Consider the following 22,015-nt stretch of genomic DNA (forward strand, 5'->3'; position numbering starts at 1 on the left):
TAGCGGAGCAGGAAGGACATCTGATGGAAATGGAAGCCACGCAAGCACCTTAAAATCACCATCATACACTAAATCAGTAAGTTGGCAGCATTACCTAAGAATCTATCCTATGACTGGATATGCACTCAACTGAATAACGCCTGGTTTCAGTCCATTTTATCGGGATCAGCCTTCTTTCTGGGTAATTTAGGGGGCTTCACTTGCTGATTACTTTGCGTGCGGCGCGTGAGCCAAGGATGGTCAGCTTTAGGTTTTACGTAGAATTTTGAGCGTAAATCAAAACGGGCATTATCCACACGTTCATGGACACTTTTTTCATCATCCAGTGGTATAGGCTCCGGGCCATCAACATATTTTTCCCATCCCAACGCTTTCCCATCATACAGAACCTTAATTTCACCGTTAAAGCTTTCGCATACCGGGACAACCGAATGCCGAAGTCGATATCCCCGGCCTTCACTGCAAATCTGAAACGCACTGCTTTTGTACTGGAAAGTGAGATTTTTGGAGAGAACGCGCTTCGCCTGGAGGCTGAAGATATAACCCAGTTCCTCTTCAGAATGGTGTACATCAAGATGGGCGTTATCAGCAATACGAGGCGGCGTAGCAAACCGGTTGTTATAGGCTTCAATAAAGGTCGGCAACCATGCGTTCGCTGTCTCAATATCACTGATACCCTGAAGCCGCATTTCTTTGGCCAGCCTGTCCTGCAGTGTCTGATTGGCACGCTCTACCCGCCCTTTTGCCTGCGGGCTGTTGGCATGGATTGGCTCGATGCCCAGTGTCTTTATCGCACGTGTGAACTGAGTCAACTCTCCTTCCCGCTCCGGGTTATTTACTCTGAATATACTGTGTCTGTCAGAATAGAGAGCCAGTGGTACGCCATGATCATTAAGGTAACCCCGGAGGGTTTCCATGTAAGCCCGGGTTGTTTCTGCAGGAGCGAATCGTAGCGCCATCAGAGCGCTGGTAGCATCATCGATAAAGACTATCAGTGTGCATTTGGGGCCCCGACCTTCAAACCAGTCATGAGGCGAGCCATCAATCTGGATGAGTTCACCGTAGGATGGGCGCCGCATCCGGCGCTGATAAATTCGGGCAAACTTACGACGACGTTCGCGCCATATGCCCTCCTCTACCATCCACTTCCTGAGAGTTTCAATGGATAAACACAAGCCGTGTATCTCGCGCAATTTTTCGCACGCAAGCGTAGGTCCAAAATCAGCGTAGCGGCCTTTGAGGAGTGAAATTACTGTTGCTCTGAATTCAGTAGAAAAGGAATTATTGGGACGCTTTCCACGTCGGCGGGAAACTAGACCAGAAGGCCCTTCATTTCTATACCGTTGCACCAGACGTTTAACCTGCCGAATAGAAATGCCAATGCGTGCCGCAGCTTGTTCCTGAGTAATATGGCGATTAAGTGACTCCTGAATAATGTGAAGTCGGTCGAGTTCCTTATGACTCATCGTAACAGTCTCTTTGATCATGAAAAATCCCCCAGAGAATTGTCTGGGGACATTTTAGAATGGTTCAAAGGGGACATTACAGCTTGGTGTTAACACATAGCGTACTTCTCCTTGCCTTTCGGCAGGTAAGCGGCCATACTGGTGTTGTTCAGACATACAGTCGGCCTCGGGGTTGTACTGACCCCAAAAAGTTGGACAGAATAACCGAGGCCTGACAGAAAGAGTTCGCATAAATGCGGACTCTTTTTTGTTTCTGGATACAGCTAAATTAACTTCTCAGCAGTCAAATTATCCATATTACTTAGCATTAGGGTTTAACGCGCTTCCCTGCTTCATCAACGACCTTTTCACCATCCTCTTTCGTGAATGCACCTTGCTGAGACTCCGGGAGAATATCCAGTACGACTTCAGAAGGTCTGCACAGCCGTGTTCCAAGGGGAGTCACGACGATGGGACGGTTAATCAGAATAGGATGTTTGAGCATAAAACCAATAAGTTGCTCATCGCTAAAGCTGTTCTCTGCTAGCCCTAACTGCTCATAAGGCTCCACGTTCTTACGCAACAGAGCACGGACTGTTATCCCCATATCTGCAATAAGTTTAACCAGCTCATCGTGAGTCGGGGGCGTTTCAAGATAATAAATAATGGCGGGTTCATTGCCACTGTTGCGGATCATCTCCAGCGTATTACGTGACGTGCCGCAGTCCGGGTTGTGATAGATGGTTATGTTGCTCATTTCAGTATCTCATTACAAAGTGACAGAGAGCCGCAGCGCCAGCGCGGCCAGAGTGACAAACAGCACCGGCAGGGTCATGATGATGCCCGTGCGGAAGTAATACCCCCAGCTGATAGTCATGTTTTTCTGCGACAGGACGTGCAGCCACAACAGGGTCGCCAGACTGCCTATTGGCGTGATTTTGGGGCCTAGATCGCAGCCAATCACGTTGGCGTAGATCATCGCTTCCTTGATGACGCCGGACGCCGTGCTTCCGTCAATCGACAGTGCTCCAACAAGAACTGTTGGCATATTGTTCATGACCGATGACAGGAATGCCGTCAGGAAGCCCGTGCCAAACGTTGCCGCCAGCAGTCCCTTATCCGCCAGCATATTCAGAACACCGGATAGATATTCTGTTAAACCCGCATTACGCAGGCCGTAGACCACCAGATACATGCCCAGTGAGAACACAACGATCTGCCACGGCGCACCGCGCAGCACTTTTCCGGTATTGATGGAGTGACCCTTTTTTGCGACGGCGAACAGTACCGCAGCGCCGACGGCCGCAATAGCGCTAACAGGGATACCCAGTGGTTCAAGCACAAAGAATCCAACAAGCAACAGAACCAGAACAATCCAGCCTGCTTTGAAGGTTGCAGGATCTTTAATCGCACTGGCAGGCATTTTCAGAAGAGAGACGTCGTATGTTGCAGGTATATCCCGGCGGAAAAACAGATGCAGCATGCCCAGAGTGGCGGCGATGGCCGCAATATCAACGGGAAGCATGACGGATGCGTATTCTGTAAAGCCAAGCCGGAAGAAGTCAGCAGAGACAATGTTCACCAGGTTCGACACGATAAGCGGTAAACTGGCGGTATCGGCAATAAACCCGGCGGCCATGACAAAGGCCAGCGTTGTCCGTTTGCTGAACCCCAGTGCGAGCAGCATGGCGATGACGATGGGGGTCAGGATGAGCGCTGCACCATCGTTAGCAAACAGCGCCGCAACGGCTGCGCCCAACAGGATAATCCAGGTAAACAGCAGACGACCGCGCCCGTTCCCCCAACGGGATACATGCAGCGCAGCCCATTCGAAAAAGCCCGACTCATCGAGCAGCAGGCTGATGATAATTACCGCGATAAAGGTCGCTGTTGCGTTCCAGACGATATTCCAGACCACCGGAATGTCACCCACATGGATAACACCAGAAACCAGGGCCAGCACAGCACCAATGCAGGCGCTCCAGCCAATACTGAGTCCCCGGGGTTGCCAGATAACCAGGATCAGCGTCAGTAAAAAAATACTCACTGCCAGTAACATCTTCGGCTCCATTACATATGGTTAAATGAATGTGTTTGATTCGGGTCAGCAGGATGACCCTACGGATATTTCTAGCCACTGACGAACATCTTCCCGCAGGCAGTGCCAGGATGTTGTGATAGTTTCTGCCGCCCATGCGGGCATATGTGGAGAGAGCCGGTAGTGGACCCATTTCCCTTCCCGACGGTCCAGCACCAGTTCAGCCTCCCGGAGGATTGCCATATGCCGGGAAATTTTGGGCTGCGACTCGGCGGTGGCCGCGCAAATATCACACACGCACATCTCACCGGATTCCCGGAGAAGCATCATGATAGCCAGACGGGTTTCATCTGACAGAATTTTGAAAAGTTGAACAGGCTGTAGCATTTTTCCTCCCGGTAATATCGATGTACACATATGATAAATCATATGTGTTTTTGTGGGTATCGTTGATTTCAGGAAGAAAATGTATCAGTTTTGTTAACGCAAACACTATCTGCGCTGAATGGCCGCAGGCAAGGCCGCCTGTTTCAGCCCGTATTAATTGCGTTCAATGAACCTGATCTGGTTTATTTCCTGTTTAACACCTTTGGGTCTGAATTATATTATTCTTGCTATCCTGAATTATGGGGTGTTAATGAGGTTTTATGGAGCTTAATGAAAATAAATGCAATGATAACGAATATCATAATCGTTCATTGGCGGCACAAAAAAGTACGATGATCAGTGTAGCTGTAAATATATTGTTATCCTGCGTTCAGATTTTACTGGGGATATTTTCTGGCTCACAGGGATTAATCGCTGATGGCATACATTCGTTTTCTGATTTGGTGTCGGACTTTGTCGTTCTGATCGCCAATAAAAAAAGTCGCAAGCCTTCTGACGAAGATCACCATTACGGTCATGGACGCTATGAAAATGGGGCGTCGTTGATTATTGGCGCAATCCTGTTCCTTGTCGGGTCCATAATGATTTGGTCCGCAAGCGGCAAGCTGTGGCACCCTGAAGCCATTTCAGAGGTGCATATTGTTGCGTTGTGGGTAGCACTGTTCGCGCTGGTGACAAAGGAACTGCTTTTCCGCTATATGCTGGCTGTCGCGACACGCATTCAGTCGTCTCTGCTCATCGCCAACGCCTGGCATGCGCGCTCTGACGCAGCTTCATCAGTGGTCGTGTCTGTTGGGATTGTCGGCAATTTACTTGGCTTTCCGTGGCTTGATCCGGTAGCAGCAATAGTGGTTGGCGTTCTGATTGCCCGTATGGGCTACACTTTTGCCGCCAATGCACTTCATGACCTGATGGATCGTTCGGTAAGCACTGAGATGGAAACTGCAATTAAAGCGATTATTCTCGCTGTCCCTGACGTCCTCGGAGTACACGATCTGAAAACACGAAAAACGGGCGATCTCATACTGGTAGATGTACATATTGAAGTTGACGGCGAGCTTTCTGTCAGTGAAGGGCATGATATTGCCAGAGCAGTACGTCAGGCGGTTCTGGAAAATAAAAATGTGCTGGATGTCATGATCCACACTGACCCTTATCAGTGTGAAGAATTGCCCGTTTGCTAATTATTCCAGACTGCTTTTTTTTCCATAAAACATAGTCCAGATGACATCATAAAATATAGAGTCATCTGACTACGTTATTTTTCATGAACATTCCGGGCGTCCGTCAGCAACAGATTGGCGGACGCCTGACTCAGAGAAAATCTGTTGTAAACTAAAGGTGCATCTGAATTACGCTCTTTCTGAACCGGAAATTATTCATGCTCTCTGTTCCATGGCATAACGGCGAGCAGTTTTGCCATCCCGCACCAGCCTGTCATTCCTGCAAGCATCAGGCCCGCACCCACAAATCCGGGAATAACATACAGCACAGAGGTCAGGAATAGTCCGCCCAGACTTCCGCCGAGGGCCAGCGCCCCTGCGGCAATCTGTACTTGTCGCATGAGTGGTAGTGGCTGACGGCGATCAACGATAACCGGGTAGCCCGCCGCTTTCCAGGCATTGAGGCCTCCCTGCATGATCAGTGCCTGTGCCGGATACATAAACTGACTGAGTTTTTCTGCCGCGTTCCCGGTCCGCATACCACTCTGGCAATGGAAAATGACCGTATCCGTTTCGCTCAGCCCGGTCTCACTGAAGCAACCGGCATGAAGTTGTTCCAGCGGCAGGGAACGTGTGCCGGAAATGTGTTCCCTTCGCCATTCATCATGGCTGCGGATATCAATCAGAAGAACTGGTTTGCCATGCTGTGCATTAATTTCAGCAGGCGTCACGGTGACAGTGGTCATTTTATTCTCCCGGGCAGTAAATATTCTTCAGAGTCTGTACAACCGCAAAAATCGCGTCATTTTTGATGTGATAGCGGATATATCTCGCCTGACGCGTCCCTTCAATCAACCCTTCAGATTTCATTCGTGACAGGTGCTGGGAGGTGGCTGAAGCACTGAGTCCGCTGAGTCTGCTCAGCTCTCCGGCCTCTGTACCAGGACTCCCGGTCAGAATGCAAAGGATCAGCAGACGTTGCGGATGACTCAGTGTTTTCAGCAATGCGGCCGCGTTTTCCGCCTGGCCTTGCAGTTCACTCATCTCGTTCATGGCTAAATACTTTAGAATCTCCTAAATTTAGATAATTCTAAAATATTAGGGTGGTTGTCAAGAAGAGCCAGAGAGAGTGGGTTAAGGTTTCGTTAATGTTTTTCCGTCAGATTGCCAGAACTACCACTGGTTAGAGGTGAAAAAACTATGGCCGTCAATCTTCGTCGCGCGTTACCCCATCAGGACACGCCTTTCTTTCGGGGACTTCATATTGTTGTCGCCGTTCTGGTTCTGGCTCAGATTATCAATTCGAATATGACGGAAACTGAGGCTCTGGGACAGTTTTCGTTGACAGGTATGGTGACTTTTCTGCACATCATTTCCGGGTTTGGTCTGTTGCTTTGTGGTGTGGTTATGCTGTTCTGGATGCTGGCTCAGCGTGGTGCCCGGTATTATTTCTCATACCTGTATCTGGATTTTCAGGGCGTCACCGACGATTTCAGGACGCTGCGTCAGTTTCGCCTGCCCGAAGCACATGCCGGAGGTATGGCTGCCATCGTTCAGGGACTGGGGGTGCTGTCATTACTCGGTGTGGCGGCTGTCGGCGGACTCTGGTTCATTCTGAATATGATGTACGGTCCCGATTCGGTCCTGGTACATGACGTTCTACATTTGCATAAGTTTCTGACGGTCTTTATTGAGACCTATTTCTGGGCCCATGGTGCGATGGGGATCCTTCATTTGCTCCTGACAATTCGGTTGCAACAGTTGAATAAGGAATGACACAGCCAGAGCGCAGCAGGTGCAGGCTCACTATCCGGAATCTGCTCTGCGTGGCGAAGGTCTGTAAGGTATTTGATGAAAATGGGGCATAAAGCCATCCTACTGGTATGGCCGCATTATGTGATGTAACAGAGAGACTGTTCAAAATCACGCAATTGCGAACATGTCCAAGCCTTGCCGATCGCTACAGCGGACGCAAGAAAATTAACATGGACTGTCAGCACGCATAAATCAGGCAAAAACGTAAGCTAGATTCTGAGCGGATATGGGAAGGCCTTGAGACGGTATTCAACAGGACTGAGGCCTTTCAATTTAAGGCTGATCCGGCGGTTGTTGTAATAATCGATATAGTCCGTAACCGCTACTTTTAACTCATCAATATCATTAAATGTGTTGAGATAAAAGCACTCTGATTTCAGTGTCCCAAAAAAGCACTCGGCACAGGCATTATCAAGGCAGTTGCCCTTACGCGACATGCTTTGCACAACACCGTTTGCTCTGAGCTGGTATTGATACCAGCGGTGCCGGTACTGCCAGCCTTGATCGGAATGAAGTACGGGTGAACTCTGCTCATCCAGTTTTGCCAGGGCTTTATCCAACATTTCATCAATCATCGGCATCGCCGGACGCTCTGAAATGCTGTAGGAAATCACTTCATTATTGAAAAGATCAATAATGGGTGACAGGTAAAGTTTTCTGCCATTAACAGCAAATTCAGTAACATCCGTAACCCATTTTTCATTAGGTCGGGTTGCCTTGAAATTTCGCTGTAAAACATTATCAACTACTTCACCGCGTTCTCCACGCCACGAACTGTAGCGCTTAACTTTAATCGCCGCTTTGAGAGAAAGTCGGTTCATCAGGCGCTGGACAACCTTATGGTTGATGGCTCCCACCTCCTGCCTGAGTGCCAGCGTGATCCTGCGATAGCCATACCGGCCACAGTTCTCGTTGTATATATCTTTGATTCTGCACTTTATCTCCCCGTATTTTTCAGGGGATTTCAACGCTTTCAGATGATAATAAAAAGTACTTCTGGGTATCTGGGAAATCCGCAGAAGCTGGTCAAACGGATAATGCTGCCTCAGCTCGTCTACAACCCTGACTTTATCTCTTACCGAACTGAGGCTTTCAGCTTTTGTAGATACAGTACCGGTAACTCAAGAAACCTGACCTTTCTTTCCAGCTCCTGGATACGTTTGTCTTTGGATTGTTCCCGTGCAGCTTCAACAGCAAGAGGATCATCTAACATCTCAGGGGTCCTTTTTTTGCCAACACGCAGCGATCTGAGCCCTTCCTCCCCATGTTTATCAAATACATCTATCCATCTGCTGATGGAGGCTGAACCAGCAAGCTTGTATTTGGTTGCCGACTGACACCGGGATATTTGCCCTGAAAGCACCGCATTAACTGCTTCAATTCTGATCTCCGGATCAATTGAAACGCCTTTATCTCTGGGTCTTAGTCCTTCTTCCCCGTAAGCATCATAGGCTGCAACACACATTCTTACCTGGGTTCTGGGTACATTAAAGCGGGCAGATGTGATCCGATAACCATCATCGGTAGCGAAATAGTGCATAACCACTTCAAGGCGTTGTTCAAAGGTGTATTTACGTTTGGTCATGGGACTCTCCAATAAGAGAGTCCAACAAAATGGGTGCAGTGCATGGGTTAATGAAAATTAACTACGGGGCTTTCTGCTTTCTGCTTTCTGCCACACAACTCGGTAACAAACCACCTTAACGTCATGAGGCAAAAAGCCTCAAGCACCACCGCCATTATATCCCGTTGTCTATTATCTGCCCAGGAATAACAGTCTGAAAGCTGTATAAATACCCACCCATTTATGTCTATTTTTAAACCGAAACTATGCCTAATGCCTCACGAATATCAGCAGCCCTTTGTTCGCTTCCTGCACTAATGCCGGCGTTATAGACCAGGTTAATCAGAGATTGTAATGCTTCCCAGTCATCTGGCTCGAGATGAGCATCAAGCCGACAAATGATCTTACCGCTTTCAGCATGTCGGAAAACGGTGCCAGCTTCTTTTCTCTCGAATTTTTTATTTATTATGCTCAAGATCCCCCCTCGATTTCTGTCCTGCGCTGGTATTTCAGCTTGTTCGGTACCTGCCAGCGTTCAGCGATACGAATGTGCTCAGAGGTATCCCGCACAATAAATGGAATTTCATACATCACCGCATATAGCGGCTCATTGCTCATTCGCAGCCACTCCAGCTCCTTCAACGAAGCGAACCGCGTCTGCCAGCACCAGAACAAACTCCCCAGCTCTGCCGCGTCAAACTCGTCGCTCCATCGGGTGTACCAGGTGCAGATGGTTTCAGGAGACTGAAAATTGAGGTCAATCTCTGCTTTCGCAAGCAGGTTCTGGCGCAACTTCCAGCGCTGGTCATACTCACGTGATTCACGGCGCATCTGTCGCGTGGTCTGAAGGTTTGATTTGTGCAACCTTCTGTCAGTACGGGTGTGCATGATTTCAGGAAAAAGCTCGGCCTGCACATCCAGCGTGAGTGGCAAAGGACAGGCTTCCCCACCGGTTGCGAGCATGACTTCCAGTGCCTCCTCAACCTGTTTCAGGTTTGAATGGCGATTCTTTGGCACCCAGTTCAGACCGGGTATCTGTCGGGCCACGGTGGCATTCAGGCGGCTACAGCCCGTCAGCACACGCAGGAATGTCCGCACATAGGGCATGGCAGGCAGTCGTGCGCCGCGTTCGCAGGCAGACTCCACCAGGCTGATGGCCTGCATGGCGGCCTGACGGGCGGGTTTCAGTGAAACCAGAGCATGAGAAGAAGGGATCATACTGTTACCTCCGCGCTCATGAGGCTTGCGACGGTACGAGCAGTACAGTTAAACCGGCGCAGACCTGCCATCCGGGCAATCAGCTGGCTGACCCGTTCCGGGTCGAGGGTTTCGCACTGATGCAGAGTGCGCACGACTTCCCCGCCGGATGAGAGCAGCACCAGAAGCCAGTATGGCGAGACTTCTCCGGGACTGCACACACACAAATGCCAGTCATCGCTGTTGTCCGCACTGAAGCGACACTGTACCGGGAAAAATCCTCCGAACTCGCTGCGGTACTCCGCGCTGACGCGCCAGCCCGGCGGAACCGTCAGCATCCCGGTCACAGCATCACTGAGGGCACGCCGCGCCTCTTCGCCCTGCTGGCGAATACATTCCATGTCGGTAGCAGTCAGGCCATTAATACGGGTCAGGTCATAGCGTTTAATCATGTTTGTTCCCGCCGCCCGGAGGCGGCGGCCTCCGTAGTTAAGCAGCGTGGTCAGTGGTATCAGGGACAATGTCTGTGCTTTGTCCGGCCTGAGCGACAAGTGCAGGGCGCACCATCCAGTCAGGAAGCCAGTTCTGTACGTTCAGATCCTGTTCGGCGGCTTTCGCCGCATCGCGGCGCTTAAGTTTTACAATCTCACCCGCTTTTTCGGAGAGTCCGGCTTCTTCATATGCCTTACCAATCTGGGCAATATTGAGTTTACCGAAGTAGCTCTCCGCTTCCGGCTGCCACCACTTACGCAGGTCAAAATCGAGGGCCGCTTCCAACCCATCCAGTTCGCTTTTCTCCGTATGGTTATACAGGCGCTCCTGAATACCGTTGATACCGTGAGCCGCACAGAATCCCAGCAGGGTATTTACCTGCTCTGCTGACCATGACAGCAGCCAGGTGAAATCGAGATGCCAGTTTTCAGGCAGCGTTGCCTGAAGCGCCTTTTTCTGCTCTTTAAGCGCCGTCAGCGCCTTCCCTTCTTCGCCAGAAGGAGCAAGTGTTGCAAGATGGTACTGATTCGAGGACACGGAGGCTTTCAGCGGTTCATTACGCTTGCCATAGCCGCCATCAAACAGACGGATGCACAGCGTCCACGTCAGCAATGCCACCGACACATCAGGATGCCCTGCCAGTTCGGCCTGAACAGCCAGTGTGCGCTCGGCTGACATGGCCTTGACCAGCGTTGCCGGATAAGCATCGGCGGGAATATCAGGCGTGGTGTACGTCACCACATTTTTTTCCCGTTCCTGACGGGCCTGTTCCTCTTCCGCCCGGTCTTCGTCAGTCAGCTTGCGAATGCCCGGCTGTACCTGAAAACTGCCGCCATCCCATGATACCCAGACACCATGTGCGGCCCGGAACTCCGGCGTGGCTTCGCGATAAGTCGCTTCACAAACGATGTCATCAATGTCCTGCTGCAGCGCATATTCGTCGTCATAAGATGCACATCCTTCGATAGCCTCTTCCAGTTCGTTGATTCGCTGCTGTTCATCATCCGCCAGTACAGGCGCGGGCATTTCAAAGCGGTACAGCGCCTTATCTTCGCCGCTGCCGCTCAGTTCCGTCATACGGAATTCAGCCCAGCCCCAGCCCTGCTCCTGCTTAAGACGGGCGGCGAGCACGGTGAGCTTGCCAGCCAGCAGGGATTTGACCAGCGTAGCATCAGCAAAGGTGCTGTCCTTGTCGCTGAACAAATCAGCGATCAGCGTACCGCCAGCAGCGGTATAGGCTTCCTCGCCCACATACTCAAACATCGGGTGGCTGACTGCCATTTTGTCGTCGGTCACCATTTTGCGCAGGGTCTGTACAGCTGGATCGGACCATTTCGCCACGGCTTCCTGCCAGACCTGTTCCTGACGTTCATGCGTATCGGCAAGGGTCAGCACTTCGCACTGCTCCAGTGAGATGTTATCCCGCGCCAGCGCGTCCAGCAGGGACGGTGCAAGGTTCGCCAGTTTCAGGCAGCGCAGAACATGGCGAGGGTGGTAGCCCATCAGAGCACCAATCTGAGAGGCCGTTTTCCCCTCCTGCACAAGCGTACGGAAACCAATAATCTGCTCGGCAGGGTGCATATTTTTGCGTCTGCCGTTTTCGATCATCGAGGCCGCTACCGCCATTTCCACGGGCAGTACTTTCACCGGAAGAAACGGTGTATCGGCATCGAGCACACCGCGCATCACCAGAATCCCTGTTCCTCTGCGACGACCTTCCCCGCCGACAATGCCAATCGTACCGTCCGGTAGTTCGGCACCAATCAGGTTCTGCAGAATACCCATCGCCTGAATACTGTCCGCCATCTCCTCCACTTCCGTATCGGTGTGCGGGATGATACGAGTGTTCAGGTCGGTACGTGCAAGGCGGGAGTACGGGAAAATCTGCACAGGCGTGTCCGCGAGCAACTGGACAAGTTTCTGCTCGGTGGTCTGTGCGCTTTCTGGCGCACTTTTTTTCGTGCGTGTTGATTTGGCGTTTTTCTTTGCCGTAGTATTGGTGTCGACCATGATTTTTACCTCTTCGTTTAAGTGATGGTTCGTCGTGACCGGAGTGCATTCCGGTCACGACACTCGGTTAATCGGTGATACGTTGCGGGTGTGCTGCCAGCGCGGCAAATGACGGAAAAGCATCAAGTACGGCGATCATCGTTTTTGCTGAATCGAGCATTGCGCTATCAGACGAAGTAGCGCGCCCGCGGCAAACCTGAATCGTTGCCAGAATCCCGGCTTTCACATCTGAGAAGCGCTCATAGCTCCGGTTGCTAAACAGGACGCGTTCCCCATTAGCCATAACCTGCCAGTGACTGCAGTCGTTAAAGCGGGTATCAACGCTATCAAACTCAATAACATGCGTATCACTGGCACGGATTCGGAGCCGTTTCAGCATGATGCTGCTTTCTCCAACTTTCCTGGATGCGGTTTTGATACTGGTACTTTTCATTTTCTTCTCCTGTCCGGGGTTCTACAGAAACATTGGGATCTGATGAAGCTGATCACCCGCCCAGATATTCAGGCGGAGGCGACGACCTAACCTCTCGATGTTGTGGAGCACTTCCACAACTTCAGCCTGTAGTGACGGCATTTCGCCCACAAAGCTGAATAACAACCCGATGGTTTTTTGCGATAGCGCAGCCAGCTGGCCGGGTTCACAAGGGCATCCCCACCGCGCCAAAGATTCAGCCGCAATAAATTCAGATTCCAGTACTGCCAGAGTCAGAAGCAATGCCGCTTTTCCCCCCATCTTCCTGGAAGATTCCTGAGCGGCGGTTCTGACGTTGACGTTTCGTGTGTGCATCCTGGTTTTCTCCTGTGGTGATGGTTGTCCATCTCCCTGGTGAGTTCTCTCGCGGCAAAGGGCAAAGGAGCAACGGCTAAGGGAGGAAGGAAAGGGGCGACGGCTGAAAGTTTTTGCCCGCAAAAAGTTTCTGACGGCGTTTATTCCACCCCTTGTATGACGACCTGACGGTGCTACGACCAGCCCTCCGCGTGAGGACACACGGGGGATGGCTTCACCGGGGGAACAGGATGCACACACCCGACACGTCGGAACGGCGTGGCGACCCTGAAGCGACGGCGACGCCGGCGCGGTGGAGGCGGCCCGGACGGCACGGCCGGTGCAAGCCGCGTCGTTGACCTCAGCCATCAGACCCTAGCGAAGCCCGAAACCCGAAGGGGTTCGGCGGAGACTGGCGGCCGCGCAGCGGATGCCTGGCGGAGTAGGGCTCGACGACCGGGCCGCCACGCGGACCGGGAGCCGAAGGGGGCCAGCTTCAGGCTTTTTTTCGTTATTCGGGTTCTGGTTGTTGTTGTATTTGAGGTATTTTCTGGAAAATTGCTGATCGGGTTTCAGAGTCGCCACGCCACGCCACGCCACGCCACGCCACGCCACGCCACGCCACGCCACGCCACGCCACGCAGGTCATTATCTGTGACAATTAACCTCAGTAACGGCCCATAAGACGCATGTTTTCGGTCTCATGGCGGTAGGGCCGGCGCCGCAGGCGCTGGGTCATCCGCCGTCAGCCCGAAGGGGTGACAGGGTTTTCGCGCACGGTCAGACGGTGCCGTTAGCGGACAAAGCAGACCAGACTTCCCGGAGACTGTCTCTCCGGGTGTGGTGTTATTGATCCAGTGCTTGCCGCAGGGTACGCATCACCGCATTTTCGTCACGCAGGGTCTCCTCAACATCTCCCCCGCCATCAACGGCGCAGAGAGCAATTCGCTCCATTTCCCTGACTGCTAGCTGTATAACCGTCCCCAGTGATGCGGCAGGAACAGTGACCATCCGGTTTTCCCGCTGCTCTTCCCGCACGCCTTCTGCGATGCTCTGTATCAGCGCCGTATTCGCACCGTATTCCAGCTCCGCATCAAGCCTCTCAAGTACCGTGCTGATTTCCTCCTTATTCAGCGCCCACTCCCCCGTCACATGGCGTATGTCTTCCTTTCGCCAGACGGCGCACACTATCTGTTCGTCACTTCCCTGGGCATTTTTCAGCAGTGCAATCGCAATATTGTTAGCTGTACCAATCATGTGTTTTCCTCTTACCGGGCGGCACCGCCGCCCGTATTGATTCAGTCAAGCGCGCGCCAGATGGTGGCACTGCCCGGATGGCTGTCGGCAAACGCCATCAGCTGCTCATAGCGGCGGCAGAAGTGGCGGCACAGCTCCTCCCGGTCATGATGGCTGTGATGCCAGCTCCGGTGATTAAGTACCAGTGCAGTGAGGATGATCCCCGCCACCTCGCCGCTGACGGTCTGCTCAAACCAGTTTTCTGAGTTACACAGGGTCAGGGTCTCCACGTCCGGTGCCATAAACCCGCCGCCGTCCGGCAGACGGTAAAAGTGCCAGAATCCCCCCGCATAGTCGGGGCAGTAGCGGCTGGCGTAGGCATACACGGACGCCTCGGACAACATAAAATCGCCGCCAAACATATCAGGTAGAAAAGTCAGGCGCTGCGCACCCTCAAGACGAACAGCATCACAGTTCACGGTCTGGTTCATAGATCCTCCACGGTTAACATATTCTCGGTTCCGGCATCGCCGTGACGACACAGAAGACCGGCGTAAAGCGGAGGACGCAGGGGCGACGCCGCAAGCCGCAGCGCAAAGCCTTCACGGGCTGAATGCTCCGTGAAGGGTGCGAACGGGTGAGGACGGAGGCGTCAGCGAACCCTTGTGGCCGATGCGGCCGGGCTACAGTGAAGTCACGGCGCATGCCGTCACCGCACGGAGCTTCAGGGGAGTTTCATTGTCCCGACGTGGCCCGGAGGGCAGCGGCGGATGAAAACGGAAGGCACTGACATCCTTTCGCAGTGGATCACCACCGGTTGCCGGGGCGTTACCCCGGCTTTCTCTTATGCGGCCAACGCCTCCTGTAGCGCGCGAACGTTATTCAGCTCACCCCTGACGGATTCCGGCTCCTGCCGCCCGGCTTCCTAGGCCATACCGATCCGGTTTTCCAGCTCACATTCATATTTACGCAGCACGCGCGACAGGAGTACCGCCGGTACACTCACCTGACGGTCACGCTGACGGATCAGAAGATCACTGATAGTCTGATTATTTACCCCCTCATGGCGATATTGCGTCATTTTCATTTCGCCGAGCGCCTTCATCACCTCCCGGATTTCAGCTCCGTCCGGTTCTGGCTGGGCGGCACGGCAGGCCACTCTAATCCCCTCTTCTGTCCAGACCAGCAAGACCAGGGGTTCGTCAAACGTGAACATATTTTCAAGCTGTACACATAGTTCTTCGCGGCTTCCGTACATTGTTTTTCCTCTCTTGCTAGGGGTTACAGGCCGGGCATCAGCCCGGCAAGGTCAGTCAATCCTGAAAGGTCTCGTCCAGCACCAGGGCTTCGCGGTAGGCTTCCAGAAGCAGGGTGTTGATCCGACGAAGGGTCTGGACGGCCATACGTTCAGTGAGCGTTGCCGCGTCGTGCCGGTGCTGCGATTCGAGGCGATTCAGCAGCATCCGCACGTCACACATGGCATTGCTGAGCGCTGCCACATCCGCGCGAAGGGTTTCAAGGCCCAGGTAGTTCATGCCGCCTCCGGATAGTCAGGGTAAAACGCGCCATCATTGGCCGCCGGCATCCTTCTCGCCCGCTCAACCTGCGCCAGACGGCGAACACCGGCGGCGTGGTACTGCTCAAGCATCTCTATTCCGATATAGCGACGGCTGGCTTCGGCGGCAGCCACACAGGTAGAGCCGCTGCCGGCGAACGGGTCAAGGACAATAGCCCCCGGACGCGTGAGCGATTCAATCAGCGGTCGCAGGCTCTGCACCGGTTTTTCTGTCGGGTGGTGACGGTTGCCCGTGTATCCATACCGTTATCGGCGATCTGCCCACCGATGGTTATCGTCGGGTATGGGCACTGCTGCGCAGACAATCAGAAACTGACGACATGGCGGTGATCAATGCCAAACGCGTATACCGCATCATGCGTCAGAATGCGCTGCTGCTTGAGCGTAAACCGGAAATACCGCCATCGAAGCGGGCGCATACAGGGAAAGTGGCCGTTGGAGAAAGTAACCAGCGGTGGTGCTCTGACGGCTTCGAGTTCAGCTGTGATAACGGTGAAAAACTGCGGGTCACGTTCGCTCTGGACTGTTGCGATCGCGAGGCACTTTACTGGGCGGTCAGTAACGGTGGATATGACAGTGAAACCGTGCAGGACGTCATGCTGGGTGCCGTGGAGCGTCGCTTCGGTAACAGCCTGCCGACATCCCCAGTTGAGTGGCTGACAGACAACGGTTCAGCCTACCGTTCTTATCAGACGCGTCAGTTCGCCAGAATGGTAGGACTGGAGCCTAAACATACGGCGGTACGTAGCCCGGAAAGCAACGGGATGGCAGAGAGCTTCGTGAAAACGATGAAGCGCGATTACATCAGCATCATGCCGAAACCCGACGGGTTAACAGCGGTAAAGAACCTTGCGGAGGCCTTCGAACATTACAACGAATGGCATCCGCATAGTGCACTGGGGTATCGTTCGCCACGGGAATATCTGCGGCGGCGAACAAGTAATGGGTTAAGTGATAAAAAGTGTATGGAAATATAGGGGCCAATCCAGTACCACAACGATTAACAACAAACACTGTTTAAATATCCAGACAAAAACATTCCCTCTGGGTCAAATGAGTGATAGAGTTTCACCCATAAGACCCAATGGAGGTAATATGTCTGAATTTGAATTACTGGCGCAGGATTTGCTTCAGAAAGCAGAAGCAGAGGAAAAACAGCGACAGGAAAATGATAAGAAACTGATTGAGCACGTACTGGAAATTTATGACCAGAAGTACGTGGCTGAGTTATTGAGAAAAGTCGGCAAAAATGATTGGACCCGGGAAACAATTAACCGCTGGATTAATGGTAAATGCCCCCCTAAGTCGCTGACTTCAGCAGAAGAAGAGCTTCTTCGTAAGATGCTGCCGGAACCGCCTGCACATCATCCAGATTATGCGTTCCGCTTCATTGATCTGTTTGCCGGCATTGGCGGTATTCGAAATGGCTTTGAGGCTATCGGTGGTCAGTGCGTTTTTACCAGCGAATGGAATAAAGAAGCTGTGCGTACTTATAAAGCCAACTGGTTTAATGATGAGCACGCACACAAATTCAATCTCGATATCCGGGAAGTCACTCTCAGTGACAAACCTGAAGTGTCGGAAACCGACGCCTATGCCTACATTGATGAACACGTGCCGGATCATGATGTGCTTCTGGCAGGCTTTCCCTGCCAGCCATTCAGCCTTGCTGGCGTGAGCAAAAAAAACTCACTCGGCCGTGCGCATGGTTTTGAATGTGAGGCACAGGGAACGCTTTTCTTTGACGTGGCGCGTATTATTCAGGCCAAAAAACCGGCCATTTTTGTGCTGGAAAACGTGAAAAACCTGAAGAGTCATGACAAAGGTAAAACCTTTAAAGTAATTATGGAGACACTCGACGAGCTCGGCTATGAAGTTGCGGATGCGGCTGATGTAGGAAAAAGCGATCCTAAAGTCATTGATGGAAAACATTTCCTGCCACAACACCGTGAACGTATCGTCTTGGTCGGTTTCCGCCGCGACTTGAATATTCACAATGGCTTTACCCTGCGCGATGTGAGCCGTTTTTATCCGGATCGACGACCGTCATTTAGCGAGCTGCTGGAACCCGTCGTTGACAGTAAATACATCCTGACGCCCAAACTCTGGGAATATCTCTACAACTATGCCAAAAAGCATGCGGCGAAGGGGAATGGCTTCGGTTTTGGCCTCGTTAATCCTGAAAATAAGGAAAGTGTTGCCCGCACGCTTTCTGCTCGCTATCACAAAGACGGATCCGAAATTCTGGTAGATCGTGGCTGGGATATGGCAGCAGGTGAAACCGACTTTCTAAATGAAGAAAACCAGGCTCGTCGTCCACGTAGGCTCACTCCCCGTGAGTGCGCACGCTTGATGGGCTTTGAAAAGCCAGACGGTAAACCCTTTCGTATTCCGGTTTCTGACACGCAGTCATACCGGCAGTTCGGTAACTCCGTTGTGGTACCGGTGTTTGAAGCCGTTGCTAGACTGCTGGAACCTTACATCATGAAAGCTGTTTCTACCGCTGCTAAAAAGATTAAATAGGGTTAACTAACACTACCTGGCGTGTTGTTGCATGCTCATGCCAGGAATTGCATACGTCAGCTCTGCATAAAGCCCAGTGAGTTCTGCAATAAACGCTCCCAACGTCATCAGTTCTGCTCTTATCACTTCCGGATATTTTTTGTGTAGCGACGATGGCACAACTAGTTTGACCCCTGCATCCTGCATTTCTCTATATTGAGCCTGAGAAACGCCTTCCTGCAGCGTAAACAGGTGCACTTGAGAGATTTTATCTGCTTCGTTCAGTATCTGGCGCCAGCGGTCTTTACAGGTTGTCTTCACGGCCAGCATACGCAGATTTTCTGCAGGAAAGTTTGCATCGTGGTAAGCCTCTGCAGACGGAAACAAAAAGTCAGGCTTTTTGTTACCTTCAGTGACTGCCTGTGTAGTGAAGTGTCGCAGGCCATGCTCAATGAAAAGATGTTCGAGATGCAGTTCTAGCGACTTTCCTGCCCGTGATTTACGGCGATTACTGACAGAATTGGCCAGCGCAATAAACTCATCCACAGAGCCAAATCCCTCTCGGATGATGTCTAGAACATGTAGTTCCTCAACCAGCAGAAATATATCGTACTCGACGCGTCGACGGTCAATAAGCTGCTCATCCGGATCGTCAGAGTTTTTCACATAATGGCCAGCAGCATACTGAATTATTTCACTTCCTGACGGAAAACGCCGCTTCCAGTCTTCAGGGATAGCATATTTGTGATTCACAGCTGCATTCTGAAGAGATAGACCGCCTAGAATTTCTCCGGCAGTCCCGGATATCAGCGTTCCGGGAATAATTTCGCCAATAGCGGATTCTATAATATCTTCTTCATCAGGGCCGACGCAGACCCAGATATCCACAGACGAACAATCGCCTCTCAGCTCATCGAGCCTGAAGGCCAAGATCGTCAAGGCTCCGGTATTTTCAGGATTCTGTAGTGGGCTGCCTCTTCCCCATCGTGTTATACGCTTTTCATTCCGGGTCCCGCCAAAAAAACGATTGTTGTAATAGATGGCCCGGGCCTCACTATCAGGACACTGATGTGAGGAAACATGCGCTGTAAGATAGACAGAAGGGTTCAGCTCCTGGGTATGGTTGATGGACGGAAGCAACTTCTCAACAATGCCTGAAGGGATATATAGCCCGACCTGATGACCGCCCGTTGCGCCGGTATCATTGGCGGACAGCCGTTTGATGTAGACAAAATTATTACCGCTTGCGATCTCAGACAGCCAGTTATGAAAAACCGACATAAGCCTCCCTCCGTTGCCTTAATATTCCACTTTCCATTTTTCCATAGTTATACATAACCAGCTAGTATGGCTTTTGCAGGTTAATCTGAGTTGGCACTGTTTCTGGTCTGACACGTAGTAAATTCAGCTAGTAATAGCATGGTTAAAGGAAGCCCTGAGGGAGATTTACAGGGCGTACTTTATTAAAGTTACAATCAGGAACTATAGGGCAGGATCGTATACCGGGGTGGGGTCAGTCCATCAGCGGCTCGGAAGTGTCTAGATTATCTGTGGCGATTCAAACCGTGTTGAGGCCAATGCCCATAATGCGTGCACTGGCGCGACATCCGACGCCATTCATGGCCATATCAATGATTTTCTGGTGCGTACCGGGCTGAGAGGCGGTGTAAGTGAACTGTAGTTGCCATGTTTTACGGCAATGAGAGCAGAGATAGCGCTGATGTCCGGCAGTGCTTTTGCCGTTACGCACCACGCCTTCAGTAGAGGAGCAGGAAGGACATCTGATGGAAATGGAAGCCACGCAAGCACCTTAAAATCACCATCATACACTAAATCAGTAAGTTGGCAGCATTACCGGAGGCGAGAAAGTCGCACCCGGCAAGGCCTTAGCGTAACAGAACGTATTTATGCGAAATGATTCAAAATAAGCTGAATGACAATATAAGAAAGTATTTTAATAAAATCAGGCTGGCACCTGCTTAAAAACTGAGGGCACCCTGACGGTGCCCTTTTTATATCATCAGAGATCGTAGATGGCGAACAGCAGGCAATTGCGCTGCCGACCGACAAGGCACTTTCTGATGGAGTGGATACGCATATTGCGGCGCGACTGAGCTTCCAGCCAACGCGACTTGCGACGGCTCGCTTGTCTCAGCATCCGCCAGCGCCCCACTTCCGGTCTACTACGCTTCATTTCTAACGCTCTTTCAAAAAAAGACGGACCATTATAGCCCCTCGCTTAGTGCTGACCAGCGCTTTCTCATGGTGTTTTTATTTGCCAGACGCCTCCTGATGCGTAAACTCTTAACAACTGGCATTCAAAAGGATTTTCGACATATGACAACCGTCTACACCGTAGTGAGTTGGATGGCAATTTTGGGGTATTGGTTGTTGATAGCCGGGGTAACGCTACGTATTTTAATGAAGCGCCGCGCCGTACCCTCAGCGATGGCCTGGCTGCTGGTTATCTATATTCTGCCGCTGGTTGGGATCATCGCCTACCTCTCTTTAGGGGAGCTCCATCTCGGTAAACGCCGCGCCGAACGCGCCCGCGCCATGTGGCCGTCGACGGCGAAATGGCTTAACGATCTCAAAGCCTGCAAACATATTTTTGCCGAAGACAACAGCCAGGTCGCCTCTTCGCTGTTCAAACTGTGCGAACGCCGCCAGGGCATTGCTGGCCTTAAGGGCAATCAGCTACAGCTGTTAACGGAATCCGATGATGTGATGCAGGCCATCATCCGCGATATTCAGCTCGCACGGCATAATATTGAGATGGTCTTCTATATCTGGCAGCCCGGCGGCATGGCCGATCAGGTTGCCGAGTCGCTGATGGCCGCTGCCCGACGCGGCGTGCACTGCCGCCTGATGCTCGACTCCGCCGGGAGCGTGGCATTTTTCCGCAGCCCATGGGCGGCGATGATGCGCAATGCGGGCATCGAAGTGGTGGAAGCCCTCAAAGTTAACCTGATGCGTGTTTTCCTGCGCCGTATGGACTTACGCCAGCATCGCAAAATGATCATGATTGATAACTATATTGCCTACACCGGCAGTATGAACATGGTCGACCCGCGCTTCTTTAAACAGGATTCCGGTGTCGGGCAGTGGATTGATCTGATGGCGCGAATGGAAGGCCCTATCGCCACCGGCATGGGGATTGTCTACTCCTGTGACTGGGAGATAGAAACCGGCAAGCGCATTTTACCGCCGGCCCCAGACCTCAACATTATGCCGTTTGAAGAGGCCAGCGGGCATACCATCCAGACCATCGCCTCAGGCCCGGGTTTCCCGGAAGATTTGATTCACCAGGCATTGCTGACGGCGGCATACTCTGCCCGTGAGTATCTGATCATGACCACCCCCTACTTCGTGCCGAGCGAAGACCTGCTGCATGCCATCTGTACTGCGGCTCAGCGTGGGGTTGATGTCAGCATTATTCTGCCGCGTAAGAACGATTCGGTACTGGTAGGTTGGGCAAGCCGCGCCTTCTTTACTGAACTGCTGGCAGCTGGGGTGAAAATTTATCAATTTGAAGGTGGCCTGCTGCACACTAAGAGCGTGCTGGTCGATGGGGAACTGAGCCTGGTCGGCACCGTTAATCTTGATATGCGCAGCCTGTGGCTCAATTTCGAGATCACGCTGGTGATTGATGATGCCGGATTCGGCGCCGATTTAGCCTCCGTGCAAGACGACTACATTTCCCGCTCCCGGTTACTGGATGCGCGGTTATGGGTTAAACGTCCCTTCTGGCACCGCATTGCCGAACGTCTGTTTTACTTCTTCAGTCCGTTGCTGTAAAACGTGCCCAACAGAACTCAACAGGT

General features: G+C 52.0%; 23 protein-coding genes and 3 pseudogenes. 5 read left to right on the forward strand and 21 right to left on the reverse strand.

All coding sequences use genetic code 11. The features are described from left to right. Positions 1–146: 146 nt before the first annotated feature. From HII27_RS24650 to HII27_RS24665, 4 genes are all read right to left on the reverse strand, one after another. Positions 147–1,487: an ISNCY family transposase gene (locus HII27_RS24650; protein ID WP_185669948.1), complete on the reverse strand. Its 1,341-nt coding sequence runs from the start codon at positions 1,485–1,487 to the stop codon at positions 147–149. Positions 1,488–1,773: 286 nt separating this feature from the next. Then, positions 1,774–2,202 carry a glutaredoxin-dependent arsenate reductase gene (gene arsC / locus HII27_RS24655; RefSeq protein WP_035897523.1) on the reverse strand — a complete coding sequence of 143 codons (429 nt, stop codon included), beginning with the start codon at positions 2,200–2,202 and terminating at the stop codon, positions 1,774–1,776. Positions 2,203–2,214: 12 nt separating this feature from the next. Then, positions 2,215–3,504: an arsenite efflux transporter membrane subunit ArsB gene (gene arsB / locus HII27_RS24660; protein WP_035897525.1), complete on the reverse strand. Its 1,290-nt coding sequence runs from the start codon at positions 3,502–3,504 to the stop codon at positions 2,215–2,217. A gap of 45 nt (positions 3,505–3,549) precedes the next feature. Continuing rightward, positions 3,550–3,870 (reverse strand): metalloregulator ArsR/SmtB family transcription factor, encoded by a 321-nt coding sequence (locus tag HII27_RS24665; RefSeq protein ID WP_035897526.1) that lies wholly within the window; start codon positions 3,868–3,870, stop codon positions 3,550–3,552. Between the two features lie 260 nt (positions 3,871–4,130). Between HII27_RS24665 and HII27_RS24670 the strand changes: the two genes are divergently transcribed. After that, complete coding sequence (locus HII27_RS24670; RefSeq protein WP_023328909.1) at positions 4,131–5,054, forward strand: cation diffusion facilitator family transporter; 924 nt, start codon at positions 4,131–4,133, stop codon at positions 5,052–5,054. Between the two features lie 191 nt (positions 5,055–5,245). Here the strand turns inward: HII27_RS24670 and HII27_RS24675 are convergent, their stop codons facing one another. Then, entirely contained in the window at positions 5,246–5,779 is a 534-nt protein-coding gene (locus HII27_RS24675) for a rhodanese-like domain-containing protein (RefSeq protein ID WP_185669949.1), read from the reverse strand. A gap of 1 nt (position 5,780) precedes the next feature. Further along, entirely contained in the window at positions 5,781–6,086 is a 306-nt protein-coding gene (locus tag HII27_RS24680) for an ArsR/SmtB family transcription factor (protein ID WP_023328906.1), read from the reverse strand. A 147-nt stretch (positions 6,087–6,233) separates the two neighbouring features. Here HII27_RS24680 and HII27_RS24685 point away from each other — a divergent pair, with 147 nt between their 5' ends. Then, positions 6,234–6,809, forward strand: coding sequence for a cytochrome b/b6 domain-containing protein (locus HII27_RS24685; protein WP_035897528.1), 576 nt, complete (start codon positions 6,234–6,236; stop codon positions 6,807–6,809). Positions 6,810–7,057: 248 nt separating this feature from the next. On the opposite strand, the gene HII27_RS24690 is transcribed toward HII27_RS24685, so the two are convergent. The 12 genes and pseudogenes from HII27_RS24690 to HII27_RS24745 form a co-directional block, all read right to left on the reverse strand. Beyond that, a protein-coding gene (locus HII27_RS24690; protein WP_185669950.1) for an IS3 family transposase occupies positions 7,058–8,433 on the reverse strand; the annotation gives its coding sequence in 2 pieces (ribosomal slippage) (positions 7,058–7,950 and positions 7,950–8,433; 1,377 coding nt in all). Positions 8,434–8,665: 232 nt separating this feature from the next. Next, positions 8,666–8,887, reverse strand: a complete 222-nt coding sequence (locus HII27_RS24695) for a hypothetical protein (protein ID WP_185669951.1) — start codon at positions 8,885–8,887, stop codon at positions 8,666–8,668. Beyond that, entirely contained in the window at positions 8,884–9,630 is a 747-nt protein-coding gene (locus HII27_RS24700; RefSeq protein ID WP_185669952.1) for a plasmid SOS inhibition protein A, read from the reverse strand. Before HII27_RS24700 ends, HII27_RS24695 begins: the two co-directional genes overlap by 4 nt. Further along, positions 9,627–10,061, reverse strand: a complete 435-nt coding sequence (gene psiB, locus HII27_RS24705; protein ID WP_185669953.1) for a conjugation system SOS inhibitor PsiB — start codon at positions 10,059–10,061, stop codon at positions 9,627–9,629. The genes HII27_RS24700 and psiB overlap by 4 nt, the downstream gene beginning before the upstream one ends. Before the next feature lie 37 nt (positions 10,062–10,098). Then, complete coding sequence (locus HII27_RS24710) at positions 10,099–12,111, reverse strand: ParB/RepB/Spo0J family partition protein (RefSeq protein ID WP_185669954.1); 2,013 nt, start codon at positions 12,109–12,111, stop codon at positions 10,099–10,101. Between the two features lie 67 nt (positions 12,112–12,178). After that, entirely contained in the window at positions 12,179–12,544 is a 366-nt protein-coding gene (locus tag HII27_RS24715; RefSeq protein WP_185669955.1) for a hypothetical protein, read from the reverse strand. Positions 12,545–12,565: 21 nt separating this feature from the next. Continuing rightward, positions 12,566–12,898: a hypothetical protein gene (locus tag HII27_RS24720; protein ID WP_185669971.1), complete on the reverse strand. Its 333-nt coding sequence runs from the start codon at positions 12,896–12,898 to the stop codon at positions 12,566–12,568. An 825-nt stretch (positions 12,899–13,723) separates the two neighbouring features. Further along, positions 13,724–14,134 (reverse strand): DUF1380 family protein, encoded by a 411-nt coding sequence (locus tag HII27_RS24725; protein ID WP_185669956.1) that lies wholly within the window; start codon positions 14,132–14,134, stop codon positions 13,724–13,726. Positions 14,135–14,175: 41 nt separating this feature from the next. Further along, positions 14,176–14,604, reverse strand: a complete 429-nt coding sequence (locus tag HII27_RS24730; RefSeq protein WP_185669957.1) for an antirestriction protein — start codon at positions 14,602–14,604, stop codon at positions 14,176–14,178. Between the two features lie 434 nt (positions 14,605–15,038). Further along, entirely contained in the window at positions 15,039–15,371 is a 333-nt protein-coding gene (locus HII27_RS24735; protein ID WP_223883296.1) for a DUF1380 family protein, read from the reverse strand. A gap of 55 nt (positions 15,372–15,426) precedes the next feature. After that, positions 15,427–15,648: a hypothetical protein gene (locus HII27_RS24740; protein WP_185669958.1), complete on the reverse strand. Its 222-nt coding sequence runs from the start codon at positions 15,646–15,648 to the stop codon at positions 15,427–15,429. Then, positions 15,645–15,926: pseudogene (locus HII27_RS24745) on the reverse strand (DNA methyltransferase); the annotation flags it as partial. The pseudogene HII27_RS24745 and the gene HII27_RS24740, both read right to left, overlap by 4 nt. Between HII27_RS24745 and HII27_RS24750 the strand changes: the two are divergent. After that, positions 15,926–16,666, forward strand: a pseudogene (locus tag HII27_RS24750) (IS3-like element ISEc27 family transposase); the annotation flags it as partial. The pseudogenes HII27_RS24745 and HII27_RS24750 overlap by 1 nt on opposite strands. A gap of 118 nt (positions 16,667–16,784) precedes the next feature. After that, on the forward strand, positions 16,785–18,212 hold the full coding sequence (locus tag HII27_RS24755; protein WP_223883297.1) for a DNA cytosine methyltransferase: 1,428 nt from the start codon (positions 16,785–16,787) through the stop codon (positions 18,210–18,212). A gap of 12 nt (positions 18,213–18,224) precedes the next feature. Here the strand turns inward: HII27_RS24755 and HII27_RS24760 are convergent, their stop codons facing one another. The 3 genes and pseudogenes from HII27_RS24760 to HII27_RS24770 form a co-directional block, all read right to left on the reverse strand. Further along, the gene (locus HII27_RS24760) at positions 18,225–19,472 is read right to left on the reverse strand and encodes a type II restriction endonuclease (protein ID WP_185669959.1); all 1,248 of its coding nucleotides are present in this window, start codon (positions 19,470–19,472) and stop codon (positions 18,225–18,227) included. Positions 19,473–19,752: 280 nt separating this feature from the next. After that, positions 19,753–19,992: pseudogene (locus tag HII27_RS24765) on the reverse strand (IS1-like element transposase); the annotation flags it as partial. A gap of 219 nt (positions 19,993–20,211) precedes the next feature. Continuing rightward, positions 20,212–20,385: a YciY family protein gene (locus HII27_RS24770; protein WP_123652457.1), complete on the reverse strand. Its 174-nt coding sequence runs from the start codon at positions 20,383–20,385 to the stop codon at positions 20,212–20,214. 143 nt (positions 20,386–20,528) lie between these two features. Here HII27_RS24770 and cls point away from each other — a divergent pair, with 143 nt between their 5' ends. Continuing rightward, the gene (cls, locus tag HII27_RS24775) at positions 20,529–21,989 is read left to right on the forward strand and encodes a cardiolipin synthase (protein WP_185669960.1); all 1,461 of its coding nucleotides are present in this window, start codon (positions 20,529–20,531) and stop codon (positions 21,987–21,989) included. Positions 21,990–22,015: the final 26 nt, after the last annotated feature.

The sequence above is a fragment of the Kluyvera sichuanensis genome (assembly GCF_014218705.1).
Lineage (GTDB): Bacteria > Pseudomonadota > Gammaproteobacteria > Enterobacterales > Enterobacteriaceae > Kluyvera > Kluyvera sichuanensis.

What these genes read in the sequence shown, in the direction of transcription:
- HII27_RS24755 (WP_223883297.1), top strand. Translation starts at nt 16,785, where the DNA reads ATGTCTGAATTTGAATTACTGGCGCAGGATTTGCTTCAGAAAGCAGAA.
- HII27_RS24740 (WP_185669958.1), bottom strand. Translation starts at nt 15,648, where the DNA reads ATGAACTACCTGGGCCTTGAAACCCTTCGCGCGGATGTGGCAGCGCTC.
- arsC (WP_035897523.1), bottom strand. Translation starts at nt 2,202, where the DNA reads ATGAGCAACATAACCATCTATCACAACCCGGACTGCGGCACGTCACGT.
- HII27_RS24675 (WP_185669949.1), bottom strand. Translation starts at nt 5,779, where the DNA reads ATGACCACTGTCACCGTGACGCCTGCTGAAATTAATGCACAGCATGGC.
- HII27_RS24725 (WP_185669956.1), bottom strand. Translation starts at nt 14,134, where the DNA reads ATGATTGGTACAGCTAACAATATTGCGATTGCACTGCTGAAAAATGCC.
- cls (WP_185669960.1), top strand. Translation starts at nt 20,529, where the DNA reads ATGACAACCGTCTACACCGTAGTGAGTTGGATGGCAATTTTGGGGTAT.
- HII27_RS24770 (WP_123652457.1), bottom strand. Translation starts at nt 20,385, where the DNA reads ATGAAGCGTAGTAGACCGGAAGTGGGGCGCTGGCGGATGCTGAGACAA.
- HII27_RS24680 (WP_023328906.1), bottom strand. Translation starts at nt 6,086, where the DNA reads ATGAACGAGATGAGTGAACTGCAAGGCCAGGCGGAAAACGCGGCCGCA.
- psiB (WP_185669953.1), bottom strand. Translation starts at nt 10,061, where the DNA reads ATGATTAAACGCTATGACCTGACCCGTATTAATGGCCTGACTGCTACC.
- HII27_RS24700 (WP_185669952.1), bottom strand. Translation starts at nt 9,630, where the DNA reads ATGATCCCTTCTTCTCATGCTCTGGTTTCACTGAAACCCGCCCGTCAG.
- HII27_RS24710 (WP_185669954.1), bottom strand. Translation starts at nt 12,111, where the DNA reads ATGGTCGACACCAATACTACGGCAAAGAAAAACGCCAAATCAACACGC.
- HII27_RS24665 (WP_035897526.1), bottom strand. Translation starts at nt 3,870, where the DNA reads ATGCTACAGCCTGTTCAACTTTTCAAAATTCTGTCAGATGAAACCCGT.
- HII27_RS24670 (WP_023328909.1), top strand. Translation starts at nt 4,131, where the DNA reads ATGGAGCTTAATGAAAATAAATGCAATGATAACGAATATCATAATCGT.
- HII27_RS24735 (WP_223883296.1), bottom strand. Translation starts at nt 15,371, where the DNA reads ATGTACGGAAGCCGCGAAGAACTATGTGTACAGCTTGAAAATATGTTC.
- HII27_RS24650 (WP_185669948.1), bottom strand. Translation starts at nt 1,487, where the DNA reads ATGATCAAAGAGACTGTTACGATGAGTCATAAGGAACTCGACCGACTT.
- HII27_RS24730 (WP_185669957.1), bottom strand. Translation starts at nt 14,604, where the DNA reads ATGAACCAGACCGTGAACTGTGATGCTGTTCGTCTTGAGGGTGCGCAG.
- HII27_RS24685 (WP_035897528.1), top strand. Translation starts at nt 6,234, where the DNA reads ATGGCCGTCAATCTTCGTCGCGCGTTACCCCATCAGGACACGCCTTTC.
- HII27_RS24760 (WP_185669959.1), bottom strand. Translation starts at nt 19,472, where the DNA reads ATGTCGGTTTTTCATAACTGGCTGTCTGAGATCGCAAGCGGTAATAAT.
- HII27_RS24720 (WP_185669971.1), bottom strand. Translation starts at nt 12,898, where the DNA reads ATGCACACACGAAACGTCAACGTCAGAACCGCCGCTCAGGAATCTTCC.
- arsB (WP_035897525.1), bottom strand. Translation starts at nt 3,504, where the DNA reads ATGTTACTGGCAGTGAGTATTTTTTTACTGACGCTGATCCTGGTTATC.
- HII27_RS24715 (WP_185669955.1), bottom strand. Translation starts at nt 12,544, where the DNA reads ATGAAAAGTACCAGTATCAAAACCGCATCCAGGAAAGTTGGAGAAAGC.